Raw genomic sequence first — 12,526 nt, 5'->3', positions numbered from 1 at the left:
TTGTAGGGGTGTTTTTGAGGTCTTTTTAAAAACCAAGGGAGATTTTAGTGTCAAAAAGACACTTTTCGTCAATCTCATTATTTAGGGCATAAAAAAAACCGACCTATAAAAGATCGGTTTAAACAATAATTTTTATGTTTTCTTGCGACTAGTTTTTCTTTTTGGTGACGATTTCAATCACGCCATTTTTAGCTTTTTTACCATATTTTTCCATAGCTTCATTACTATTTTTTATTACTGTAATCGACTCTACTTTGTCCATATCCAACTTTTCCAGTTTCTTCTTAGAACTTTTCTTGCCATTTATAATGATTAATGCATTATCAAAATTAGGCTTCCCCATTTTTTGATATTCTGTAGAGTCAAGCTTTTTGTGATAATCAATGATAGAAGTAGTCCTTGGGTCGACTGCAGGAGCCTTTCCATACGACACTTTCCATGGACTTATTTTACTATTTTCAGTTGCATTTTTCCATTTTTTTTCATTGAGCAATCCAAAACCTATTTTTCCCTTACTTGTAACCAAAACTACTCCATTTTTGGCTCGATTCCCATAGATTGAAGTAGCATTTTCACCTTTTAAAACACTTACACTTTCTATATTATTGGGTTCTATGATATCAAATGAAGATATTTCCTTGCCATCCAAAAAATAAATAGGACTTGAGTTTAGTTGTGTAGGATATCCTTTCACCTTGAAAGTATTAAAAAGTGAAGGATTTACAACATATATGTTACTTTTGAGATGCTCACTGGCATTTATACCTTTCTGTTTTTCGAAGAAAGTAGAATCAACAGGTTCGTATAAACTAATAGTTACATCTCCGCTTTGCCCTATTATTTTGGTCACATTACTGATTTCAATATGCAATCCGTTTTTCTCATTCTTTTTGAATATAATTTTAGGGATTGGCTTGTTTTTATCAAATGCCCAAGAAGCTCCACCTTCTGTTTCACTTTTATAGGCAATATCTAGTTGTATGATTTCCCCTGAGCCATTTCTTTTGACTTTGGAGTAGGTAAAAGTGCCTCCAAATCTTTCTTGGATAAGTTGTTTTAGCGATTTGAGCTCATCATCAGTAGTGTTTTTGGTCATGAATAGCTGGGGTGGAATGGCATATCCAATCACCCTTATAGTATCCTTTTTTTGGACAGGTTTATCGGAATAAATCCCCAACTTGTTGAGTTCCTCCTCGGTAGATTCTTTACCGTTGATATAAAGAATTTCCTTGCCATTTTTCTTTACCCTTGTTACATGGGTGGTGACACTGTTGCCGTCTGTGTCAGTTTCAGTGAAAGAGCTATTTCGTTCTTCGCCCTCTTTCATGGGTTGGTAATAGGTTTCCCCTTTTATAATGTATGGTATAGCTTCTTTAGTGAAGGTAATAAAGGCACCACCTTCATTCGATATTCCAAAATAGACATTGGAGATTCCATTTTCATCAGAACTGCTACCAGTAGTGATTCCTCCACCTTTGGATTTTGAGTCATAACGAACAGATATTTTTACAATTAGTCCGTTATCATTTCTTTGAATATCTTCAATATGAAGTTCCCCACCATCAGTTTTTACTTGGGTTATGAGCTTGTCTAACTCATTTTCTGAAGTATTTTGGGTAATGGTATACAGTCTTGACTTGATTTTTTCCTGAGCAAATTCAAGGGGTACAAGGTTTTCTGAGGGTGTTTTGATCTTGGCTTCGATTTTTACATTGAACATAAAAACGAAACCAACAAGCAAAGGAAGAACCAAGCTGTATTTGTATAGAGATTTCTGGTTGGATGGTTTACTGTTCAGCATCATGATTCGTTTTTTTATGGTTGAAGTAAAAAATGGATTGGTGAATGAAAATTTTGGTGCATTTGTGCTGGTTTTGAGCAACAAATATTGATAGTCCTTTTTTGAATACTGCAGGGATGTCACATTTTGGTCGGCAATAAATTCCAGGTTTTGCTGTATGGCCATCTTATACCACCACATAAATGGATTGAACCATTGAAAAATTAATATTATTTGAGCCATTAATACATCCATAGAATGGAATTGTTTGACATGAACCTTTTCGTGATGAATGATGGACAAAAGGTCATCTTGCGAATAATGGTTTGGGTTATAAATGATATGCTGGAAGAATGAAAAAGGGGCAACATTTTCTTTGGACTCTACCAAACGGAACGGACCAATTTTTACGGATTTGTTTTTATCAATCAATTTTCGCAGGGAATATAGCTGAACTATAAATCTTAGGGTCATAAGCAATACCCCAGCCATATAGGTAGCAAACATAACAATGGACCAGTCGAAGCTTTTTTCTTTGGGAAAGTTGTTGAAAATTGGTTGACCGGTTTGAACTTCTGGATAGGAAAGGACCATTGGCTCTACCCAAACTGTTTTGGTGAAATAAAACAAGGGAGTGCAGAGTGCAAAAATCAATCCAGCCAGTAGAAACCAACGATTGATGACAAAAAAGGTCTCTTTTTTTAATAAGATTTGATAAAAAAACCAAAATAGGACTATTAGTCCAGAGGTTTTTAACAAGTAGATTGCAAATGCTTCCATCTATTTTTTCTTTTCTATGAGATCAATGATTTCCTTCAATTCTTCCACGGATATCTTTTCTTCCTTGGCAAAGAATGAGACAAGGCTTTTGTACGAATTGTCATAGTAATCGGCAATGGTGGAATTGATGAACTTTTTCCTATAACTCTCCTTGGTCACTATTGGAAAATAGCGATGGGTGTTCCCAAAGGCTTCATGCCCCACATAATTTTTTTCTTGAAGATTCCTGATGATGGTCGAAAGTGTATTGTAATGGGGTTTATCTCCTTTCATTTCGACCAAAACCTCTTTTACAAAAGCTTTTTTCAGTTTCCAGAGGATTTTCATGACCTCTTCCTCTTTGTTCGTTAGTTTTTGCATATCATTTTACCTTAAGATTTGAACTTTTCAAGTTTGGCCAAAAGTGAACCTTCCCCAAAACCACTCCATTTATCTATGATCTTACCCGAAGGATCAATAAGAAAGAAGGTTGGGAATCCGTTGACCCCATATTTTATGGCAGTCTTGCTATATCTGCCTTTTCCATCCCACAAACTGGGCCATGTAACACTATCTCTTTCCAAAGATTTTAACCAATCCTCTTTTTTGATGTCATTGGAAAAGCTAACAATGTTTAAAGAGTCGGAATGGGTCTGGTCAATTTCACGAAGTTCTTTGGCGGCCATAATACAAGGCCCACAGTTGTATGCGGTAAAATCCAACAAGATATATTTGCCTTTTCTTAATTCCGACAACTGAATACTATCATTCTCTTGACTTAGGGCGGTGAAGTCGTAATAATCATCGTTTTTTTCCAGAATCTTGTCCTCAAGGAAAATAGAGACAATTTTAGCGTATTTGCTCGCCTTGATTGTTGGTGTATAAGCATTGTAGAATTTTTCAACCGAGTCTTTGGGAATACTGTTTTTAAGATAGCCTAGGTTAATAATGCTAGAATGGGAGTCCGGGTTGTTTCGAATAAAATCAATTTTTATGGCCTTTGTGGTGCTGTCAATGGATTTCATTCTAGAAGATAGATTTTTCCACTTGTTTTCCCTTTGGTCATTGGGGAGCTTAAAGAAATTTCGAACCATGGTATCTCTTTCAATATCCAACTCCCTGGTTAAGCCTTGTAAAGCCATAAAGTCGTTGTGTAAATTAGACCCAGAAACATTCACGTTCCAAGGGAAATCCTTTATGTCTCCGGTGAGGGACATGTGGTCATTTCCCATAAATAAGTTGGTGTATACAAATTGTTGGTCTATCCTTGAGTGAAACCAAACCTGCAAAGGTATATCGGGCAATTCACCCTCGAATTTAAATGTATTGCCCATGACCATGGTACTGTCAAAATCGGAGTCAGTTTCCATATTTTTAAGATACACCATGGTGCTATCAGGAAATCCTGTTACCTGTCCTTCAATGCGATAACCTTGGTTCTCCTTTTTGCATGAAGCGATTATGCCAATAAATAGTAGTATGACAATTGGGATTGATTTTTTCATATTGGACAATCAAGCGATTATAATGTTAGGCCAAAGTATAACTAAATATCAAGTTAAACAACTATTTTTATAGTTAATTAACTATTTAGATAGTTATTTGGAATTTTGACCGATGCCTCCTACATCAAATCTTCTTCTATATTTGCACAAAATTTACCATTTGGGAAATCTACTTTTTATTGTTCTGGGATTGATTCTTCTAATTGTTGGAGGCAATTGGCTGTTAAAGGCAGCGGTCGCATTATCACTTAGACTGGCTATTCCTAAAATTGTTATTGGCATGACGGTGGTTTCCTTTGCCACATCGGCACCTGAGTTAATTGTTAGTATTAATGCTGCATTAGAAGGATTTCCCGACATAGCTCTGGGAAATGTTGTTGGATCTAATATTGCCAACTTGGGTTTGGTACTGGCCATTACGGTACTAATGGGCAACATAGATGTTAGAAAGAATTTTTACACCACAGATTGGCCGGTGATGATGGTTGCTTCATTACTTTTTGTGGGGTTCATCTATTTTGATGGGGTACTTCAGCAATATGAGGGGGTTATAATGGTGGTTTTTCTGTTTTTGTTCCTGGTCTACCTGCTACGCTTTCAAAAAACCGCCGTGGTGGATGAAATGCCCGAAGATGACGAGCTCCTTCCACTATATCAAACCGTGCTCTATCTCGGAATCGGCGGAACGGCACTTTGGGGCGGATCAGAACTACTGATTGATGGTGCAACCGGAATGGCAGAGGCTTTTGGAGTAAGCGATAGAGTTATTGCAATTACAGTTGTATCTGTCGGAACCAGCATTCCGGAAATGGCAGCTTCAATTATTGCGGTATTAAAAAAGGAAAAAGCCATCTCTCTGGGGAACCTGATCGGCTCCAATATATTTAATCTGTTGGCCGTATTGGGAATCACCTCGATAATTACTCCCATAAAGGTTGTTGACGAGGAACTACTTTCCAGTGATGTTTTCTGGATGTTGGGTATTTCGTTCTTGATTTTACCCTTGGTCTTTTTTCCAAAAGGATTGCGATTGGGATGGCGCGATGGTATTATCTTGCTGGCTTTCTATACCACTTTTGTCTATTTGACGCTGGCATAACAAAAAAACCGCCCAAAAAGGGCGGCTTAAACACTATCAACAATTAATTTGTACACTATACATCTGCAGACTTAACAGTTTTGATAATTCTAGCTGCAATTTTGTATGGGTCACCGTTTGATGCTGGTCTACGATCTTCCAACCATCCTTTCCATCCTTTTTCAACAGTAAGGATAGGAATACGGATAGAAGCACCACGGTCAGAAACTCCATAGCTAAAGTCATTGATGGAAGCGGTCTCGTGCAATCCAGTCAAACGTTGGTCATTGAATTCCCCATAAACCTCAATGTGTTCTTTGGCCACAGGTCTAAAGGCTTCACAAATTTTCTCATATGTCTCTTTAGAACCACAAGTTCTTAAAGTAGTGTTAGAGAAGTTGGCGTGCATACCTGAACCATTCCAATCTCCTTTAACAGGTTTTGGGTGGTATTCAATATAGTAACCGTAAGATTCGGTCAAACGATCTAATAAGTATCTGGCGATCCAAATTTCGTCTCCAGCTTTTTGAGCTCCCTTGGCAAACAATTGGAATTCCCATTGACCAGCTGCAACTTCTTGGTTTATACCTTCAAAGTTAAGTCCAGCTTCAATACATTGGTTAGCATGTTCTTCTACCAAATCTCTACCCCAAGTGTTTTTTCCACCTACAGAGCAGTAATATAGACCTTGAGGTCCAGGGTAACCACCAATAGGGAAACCTAGAGGAAGCTGTGTGTTTACATCCATGATAAAGTACTCTTGCTCAAAACCAAACCAGAAATCAGCATCTGGATCGTCAATAGTAGCTCTGGAATTTGATTCGTGTGGAGTTCCATCGGCATTCAAAACCTCTGTCATAACCAAGTATCCATTGATTCTTGCAGGATCTGGATAAATAGCAACAGGCTTTAAAAGACAGTCAGATGATCCGCCTTCCGCTTGTTGTGTTGAACTTCCATCAAAAGACCACATTGGGCAGTCCTCTAACTTACCACTAAAATCCTCTTCAATTTTAGTCTTGCTTCTCAGGTTCGCGGTTGGTGTATATCCATCCAACCAGATGTACTCTAATTTAGATTTGCTCATAATTCCGGTAGTTATTTGTTCTCAAATAATTCAACGACAAAAATATATTTTTCCAATGATAATATTGATTTATAAGGGTTAAAAACCCAAATTATGCATCATTTTTTTTATTACCCCTATTTTTTACGGGGTGAAATGAAAAAAAAGTAATTTTTCAACGATATATTATTAAATTGTTAATTGTAGATTTGTGTTTTAATTGGAAAAAGGATATCAATTATGAGATTTCAGGCCTTACAGGATAGCGGTAAAAGGACTCATATCGAAGTAGAGGAGACTGGAAGACGGTCTGAACTATTCGGTAAAAATGTGTTCAATGAAGAGCGAATGTTGCAATTTTTGACCAAAGAAGCATTCGAAAAAGTAAAATCGGCCATATTTCAAGGAACTAAAATTGATAGAAAGATTGCGGATCAAGTAGCCGAAGGAATGAAAGCATGGGCCTTGTCGGTCGGAGCTACACATTATACACATTGGTTTCAGCCCCTGACAGGAGCCACGGCGGAAAAACATGATGCTTTTTTTGATATTTTACCGGACGGAAGGGCAATGGAAAAATTTGGTGGAGCGCAGTTGGTGCAGCAAGAACCCGACGCTTCCAGTTTTCCAAGTGGAGGATTGCGCAACACTTTTGAAGCAAGGGGATACACTGCATGGGACCCAACTTCTCCTGCTTTTGTGTATAAAACCACTCTTTGTATCCCTACTATTTTTGTCGCTTATACCGGAGAAGCGTTGGACAACAAGGCTCCATTGCTTCGAGCGCTTCATGCGATTGACGAAGCGGCAACCGGAGTAGCACAATATTTCGATAAAAATGTTAGAAAAGTTTATGCCACACTCGGATGGGAGCAAGAATACTTTTTAATAGATAAGGCATTGGCCAAGTCTAGATTGGATATCGTAATGACGGGGCGTACCCTCGTTGGAGCATCAGCAGCAAAGGGACAGCAGTTGGATGACCATTATTTTGGGGTAATTCCAAGTAGGGTGCTTGCCTTTATGAGCGATTTGGAAAAACAGTGCACCAAATTAGGGATTCCTGTAAAAACGAGACATAACGAAGTGGCTCCAAACCAATTTGAATTGGCGCCCGTATATGAAGAAGCCAATCTATCCGTAGACCATAATTTATTGTTGATGGATGTTATGGAAGAGATTGCAGATAAGCATAACTTCATGGTGCTTTTTCATGAAAAACCTTTTGCTGGTGTCAACGGCTCAGGGAAACATAATAACTGGTCGTTGGAAACGGATACTGGGGTCAATTTGCTCAGCCCTGGGTCAACGCCCATGAAAAACCTTCAGTTTCTGACCTTTTTTGTAAACACCATTAAGGCTGTGGACACTTATGAGGAATTACTTCGCTCTTCCATTGCTTCTGCCAGCAATGATCATAGGTTAGGGGCCAACGAGGCACCTCCATCCATCCTTTCTATATTTATAGGGAAGCAATTGAGTGATGTGTTGGACGAATTGGAAGGAGTTTCCAAAGGAAAATTGTCTCCAGAGGAAAAAACAGAGCTCAAGCTGAATGTTGTTGGAAAGATTCCGGAGATTTTATTGGACAACACGGACAGAAACAGAACTTCTCCCTTCGCTTTTACGGGAAACAAGTTCGAAATGAGGGGGGTAGGGTCAAAAACTAACTGTGCTAAGCCAATGACCATTTTGAACACCATCGTGGCCAAGCAGCTTACTGACTTCAAAAAGGAAGTGGATGCGTTGATCGATAAGAAAAACTTGAAAAAGGATGAAGCGGTCTTCAATGTGCTTCGAGAATACATAAAAACCTCAAAGCGAATTCGTTTTGATGGTGATGGATATGGCCAGGAATGGAAGGATGAAGCCAGAAAAAGGAAGCTGAGCAACAACAAAAATACTCCCGAGGCACTTCAGATACTTACAGCCAAAGACAGTATAGCACTTTTCAAGGATATGGCGGTCATGAGCGAAGTGGAGCTCAAAGCCCATCAAGAAGTGGAGCTGGAGGCCTATGTTTTGCACTTGCAGATTGAAGGAAGGGTTTTGGAAGAGATGGTCTATGGGCATATTGTTCCTTCGGCCATTGCGTACCAAAATGTATTGCTTGAAAATGTGAACGGTTTAAGGGAAGTTTATGGCGCAGCCCATAAGAAATTTGCAGAAAGCCAATTGAACATCCTTGAGCAAATAGGGGAGCATATTGTAGCGATAAAAAAGCTTACGGATGAAATGACAATGGTGCGAAAACGAGCAAATGGCTTGTCTACGATAAATAAAAAAGCGCAGTCCTATTGCGACAATGTCAAACCTTATTTTGATACCATCCGCGAACAATCCGACACATTGGAAAAATTGATTTCAGATAACCTTTGGCCATTTACAAAGTATAGGGAGTTGCTATTTGCCAAGTAACGCCTATTTTTGCGCAAAACTCGCATAATGTCTTCAGACACTAGTAAAAGATATGCCCAAAGAGGGGTTTCCGCATCTAAGGAAGATGTCCATAACGCCATTAAGAATATTGATAAAGGGCTTTTTCCCAAAGCCTTTTGCAAAATAGTGCCAGATCATCTCACAGGCAGTGAAGATCATTGTCTGGTAATGCATGCTGACGGTGCCGGTACTAAATCTTCTTTGGCCTATATGTACTGGAAAGAAACTGGGGATGTCTCTGTTTGGAAAGGTATTGCCCAAGATGCGCTGATCATGAACGTTGATGACCTGATCTGTGTGGGTGCTACGGACAATATCATGCTGTCGTCTACAATTGGGAGGAATAAAAATTTGATTCCGGGCGAAGTTATCTCTGCTATTATCAATGGAACCGAAGAATTGATTTCAGATTTAAAAAAGCACGGCATTACCATTCATTCCACAGGAGGGGAAACAGCAGATGTTGGGGATTTGGTTCGCACTATCATAGTTGATTCTACAGTTACAGCAAGAGTCGAAAAGAGCAAGGTGATAGACAACGCAAATATTAAAGCTGGTGATGTTATTGTTGGGTTGGCTTCATTTGGTCAAGCTACTTACGAAACCGAATATAATGGTGGAATGGGAAGTAATGGCTTAACCTCTGCCCGACATGATGTTTTTGCAAAATATTTGGCTGAAAAGTATCCCGAAAGTTTTGATGCTTCAGTACCCGAAGAGCTCGTTTACTCAGGAAATACCAAACTAACGGATACTGTAGAAAATTCCCCTTTGGATGCGGGCAAACTGGTTTTATCTCCCACAAGAACCTATGCTCCTATCATAAAAAAGATTTTGGAAAAGTACTCCTCTAATGAGATTCACGGTATGGTACATTGCAGCGGAGGCGCTCAAACTAAAATTCTTCATTTTGTGGACAGTCTACATATTATTAAAAATAATATGTTCCCAATTCCTCCCTTGTTTAAGTTGATACAAGAACAATCCAGTACCGACTGGAAAGAAATGTATCAGGTTTTTAACTGTGGACATAGAATGGAGTTATATATTGATGAGGCAATTGCAGAAGAGATCATATCTATTTCTAAAAGCTTCGATGTAGATGCCAGAATCATTGGAAAAGTAGAGGCATCTGACCATAAAAAATTGACCATTCAAAGCGAATTTGGCAAGTTCGAGTATTAGTATACGAATCACTTTAAATTAACGTTCTTTCTATAAACCCCACACTATGGAAAGAAAAGATTTTCTGCGAAGTTTAGGAGCAAGTGCTGCATTTGCCTTAACATTCCCTTGTTTAAAAGGTTGCTCAAAAGATGCTGAAGGAGGTGACCGAATTGTGCCTTCGGGGGTTGATTTCACAGTCGATTTGTCCTCATCCTCTGCGGCGGCATTGGCCAGCAATGGAGGATTTATTGAAGTCGCATCTAATGTGGCCGAAAACGGATTGACAGATATTGTGGTCGCCCGTAATCTGGAAGGCAATTTGGTGGCTGCAAGTTTAATTTGCAGTCATAAAGGGTATGCCGAGGTAGAGTTTGTAAGCCAGGATAACGGAATTTTCTATTGTGACGTGCATGGTTCGCGTTTTGGTCAAGATGGAACTCCCTTAAATCAAGTTGATAGCAACCCTGCTAGAGCTTTGAAAGTGTTCAACACCGAACTCGATGGTACAACTCTAAGGGTTTTTGAATAACTTTTGCTTAAAACCTACTTGAGCTATGAAACCTTTATTGCTTATCGCATTCTTACTTATCTATGGTACACTTCAAGCGCAGTGGCAACAAAGCTTTGATGACGCTCTGGAGTTGGCCAATACAAATGAAAAGCCAATAGTTTTGGTATTTTCTGGTTCGGATTGGTGTGCTCCCTGCATTCGATTTAAACGAAATATTTTGGATTCCCAGGATTTTAAGAACTATGCGAAATCCAATTTTGTTCTATACAATGCCGATTTCCCAAGAAAGAAAAAAAACAAACTTCCTCTTGAATTGTCCAATTCAAACAAATCACTGGCTGAGCAATTCAATCCAAAGGGACACTTTCCCTTGGTTGTGGTATTGGATAAAGAAAAATCAGTTTTGGGCAAAACCGGTTTCAATAAAAAAAGCACTCCAATGGAGTTCATTTCACTCTTGAACAGTTTTGTGAAATGAAATTGGTCTGCTCCCTCTTTTCCTGCATTTTTTTATTGGCCACTTATGGCCAACAGAAAGATGTAATGGTAAAAAGAACCATGAAGCTCATGGGAACCCGGTTCGAAATAACGGTTGTGGCCCCAAACGAAGAAATTGGATATATCAATATTGATGAAGCGGCTTCCGAAATTAAGCGTATAGAGAAAATCATATCTTCTTGGGATGAAAATTCGGAAACGGCATCGATCAATAAAAATGCCGGGATCAAACCTATCAAAGTAAGTCCTGAACTTTATGGATTGATTGAGAGGGCCAAAAAGATTTCAGAAATTACGGATGGAGCTTTTGACATCTCATATGCTTCAATGGACAACATCTGGAAGTTTGATGGAACCATGAAGGGATTGCCTTCCGAAGGCGAGATAAAACGTTCCATTGCCAAAATTGGTCATAAAAAAATAATCTTGGATCCTGATGAACAAACGGTTTTTCTTAAAGAAAAGGGAATGCGTATAGGTTTTGGTGCCATAGGGAAGGGATATGCCGCTGATAAAGCTAAAGAACTGATGGTGTCCAAACAGGTAAAAGGAGGTATTATAAATGCATCTGGAGATCTCACCACCTGGGGGACAAAGGTAACAGGGGAGAAATGGCTGGTTGGAATTGCCAATCCTTTGAGCAAAGAAAAAGTGTTTAGTTGGTTGCCCGTGATTGAATCCTCAGTGGCAACTTCAGGGAATTATGAGAAATACATCATAATAAACGACAAAAAATATTCACATATCATTGATCCTCGAACTGGTTATCCTACATCCGGAATCAATAGTGTTTCAGTATTTGCGAAAAATGCGGAGCTGTGCGATGCCTTGGCAACGGCCATATTCATTATGGGAAAGGATATCGGGGTTCATCTCATAAACCAAATTGATGGGGTCGAAGTGGTAGTGGTGGATTCGAACAATAAAATCCACAAAAGCTCAGGGATCTTGTTTGAGAAAAATCAATAAATTTAAACAGACTCTAAGTGTGATTGAGCAAATACTAGGATTTATTGCAAATTGTTTCAATGGTGATTCGAAAGTTATTTATATTATGGCCGCAGTCTTTATCATTATACAGCTACTTGTTGTTATCATCATAAAGTTTAAATAAACGATTGTTGCCTAACTCGTTTTTAATGATTAACTTGAACCATTATTATTAATATTGGTTCAATATGGCAGTTATAAGAAAGTCCATAACATTTACGGAACAACAAGATGCATTTGTCAAAAGTCTTATAGAGCAAGGTTTTTACACCAATGACAGTGAGTATATAAGAGATATTATCCGTAAAGACCAAGAACGTAGAAAGCGAATTGTGGAATTAAACGATGCTTTGACACAGGGTATGGAAAGTGGCCCTACGGATGCAACGATTGATAGTATTTGGGAAGAGGCACTAAGCGAGCATAATGCCAAAAAATAACTATGTAATCAGTGCAAAGGCAAAACAAGATATAAAGTCCATTGCCAAATACACTATCGAGAACTTTGGAGAAACCCAATCTTTAAAATATGCCAGTGGTCTTAGAAAAGTAATGGAAGAACTTGTGCAAAAGCCAGAATTGGGAAGAAACTATGTCGCCGTCAAAAATAGAATGTTACTCCGATACCGCTTTAAATCGCATGTAATTTTTTATTACAAAAAAAAGAAAGATATTTTCATAGTGAGGGTCTTGGGAGGTAGAATGGACTTTCCTAAACATTTGAAATAAAGTT

At 38.6% G+C, this 12,526-nt stretch carries 12 protein-coding genes; 8 read left to right on the top strand and 4 right to left on the bottom strand.

Annotated elements, in window-relative coordinates; all coding sequences use genetic code 11:
* Nucleotides 1-148: 148 nt before the first annotated feature.
* From E4661_RS15920 to E4661_RS15910, 3 genes are read right to left on the bottom strand one after another with little or no spacing between them, the layout of a single operon-like run.
* Nucleotides 149-2,560 carry a M56 family metallopeptidase gene (locus E4661_RS15920; protein WP_136468453.1) on the bottom strand — a complete coding sequence of 804 codons (2,412 nt, stop codon included), beginning with the start codon at nt 2,558-2,560 and terminating at the stop codon, nt 149-151.
* Nucleotides 2,561-2,920 (bottom strand): BlaI/MecI/CopY family transcriptional regulator, encoded by a 360-nt coding sequence (locus tag E4661_RS15915; RefSeq protein WP_136468452.1) that lies wholly within the window; start codon nt 2,918-2,920, stop codon nt 2,561-2,563. It abuts the gene before it with no gap.
* An 11-nt stretch (nt 2,921-2,931) separates the two neighbouring features.
* Entirely contained in the window at nt 2,932-4,044 is a 1,113-nt protein-coding gene (locus E4661_RS15910) for a TlpA disulfide reductase family protein (protein WP_136468451.1), read from the bottom strand.
* A gap of 160 nt (nt 4,045-4,204) precedes the next feature.
* Here E4661_RS15910 and E4661_RS15905 point away from each other — a divergent pair, with 160 nt between their 5' ends.
* On the top strand, nt 4,205-5,143 hold the full coding sequence (locus tag E4661_RS15905; protein ID WP_136468450.1) for a calcium/sodium antiporter: 939 nt from the start codon (nt 4,205-4,207) through the stop codon (nt 5,141-5,143).
* 55 nt (nt 5,144-5,198) lie between these two features.
* Here E4661_RS15905 and E4661_RS15900 read toward each other — a convergent pair whose 3' ends face one another.
* A complete protein-coding gene (locus tag E4661_RS15900) occupies nt 5,199-6,209 on the bottom strand; it encodes a glutamine synthetase beta-grasp domain-containing protein (RefSeq protein ID WP_136468449.1) in 1,011 nt (336 codons plus the stop codon).
* Between the two features lie 219 nt (nt 6,210-6,428).
* On the opposite strand from E4661_RS15900, the gene E4661_RS15895 reads away from it, so the two are divergent.
* The 7 genes from E4661_RS15895 (at nt 6,429) to E4661_RS15865 (ending at nt 12,522) form a co-directional block, all read left to right on the top strand.
* Nucleotides 6,429-8,606 (top strand): glutamine synthetase III family protein, encoded by a 2,178-nt coding sequence (locus E4661_RS15895; RefSeq protein ID WP_417936415.1) that lies wholly within the window; start codon nt 6,429-6,431, stop codon nt 8,604-8,606.
* 27 nt (nt 8,607-8,633) lie between these two features.
* A complete protein-coding gene (locus E4661_RS15890) occupies nt 8,634-9,812 on the top strand; it encodes an AIR synthase related protein (protein WP_136468447.1) in 1,179 nt (392 codons plus the stop codon).
* A gap of 46 nt (nt 9,813-9,858) precedes the next feature.
* Nucleotides 9,859-10,323 (top strand): QcrA and Rieske domain-containing protein, encoded by a 465-nt coding sequence (locus E4661_RS15885; protein WP_136468446.1) that lies wholly within the window; start codon nt 9,859-9,861, stop codon nt 10,321-10,323.
* A 25-nt stretch (nt 10,324-10,348) separates the two neighbouring features.
* Nucleotides 10,349-10,783, top strand: coding sequence for a thioredoxin family protein (locus tag E4661_RS15880; protein WP_136468445.1), 435 nt, complete (start codon nt 10,349-10,351; stop codon nt 10,781-10,783).
* Nucleotides 10,780-11,772, top strand: a complete 993-nt coding sequence (locus E4661_RS15875) for an FAD:protein FMN transferase (protein WP_136468444.1) — start codon at nt 10,780-10,782, stop codon at nt 11,770-11,772. The genes E4661_RS15880 and E4661_RS15875 overlap by 4 nt, the downstream gene beginning before the upstream one ends.
* Nucleotides 11,773-11,981: 209 nt before the next feature.
* On the top strand, nt 11,982-12,233 hold the full coding sequence (locus tag E4661_RS15870) for a type II toxin-antitoxin system ParD family antitoxin (protein ID WP_136468443.1): 252 nt from the start codon (nt 11,982-11,984) through the stop codon (nt 12,231-12,233).
* Nucleotides 12,220-12,522: a type II toxin-antitoxin system RelE/ParE family toxin gene (locus E4661_RS15865; protein WP_136468442.1), complete on the top strand. Its 303-nt coding sequence runs from the start codon at nt 12,220-12,222 to the stop codon at nt 12,520-12,522. Before E4661_RS15870 ends, E4661_RS15865 begins: the two co-directional genes overlap by 14 nt.
* Nucleotides 12,523-12,526: the final 4 nt, after the last annotated feature.

Origin of the sequence: Flagellimonas onchidii (assembly GCF_004804315.1) — a bacterium.
In the GTDB taxonomy this organism is placed as follows: domain Bacteria; phylum Bacteroidota; class Bacteroidia; order Flavobacteriales; family Flavobacteriaceae; genus Flagellimonas; species Flagellimonas onchidii.
The sequence above is the reverse complement of the archived record's forward strand: the minus strand, read 5'-3'. Positions and strand labels throughout refer to the sequence as shown.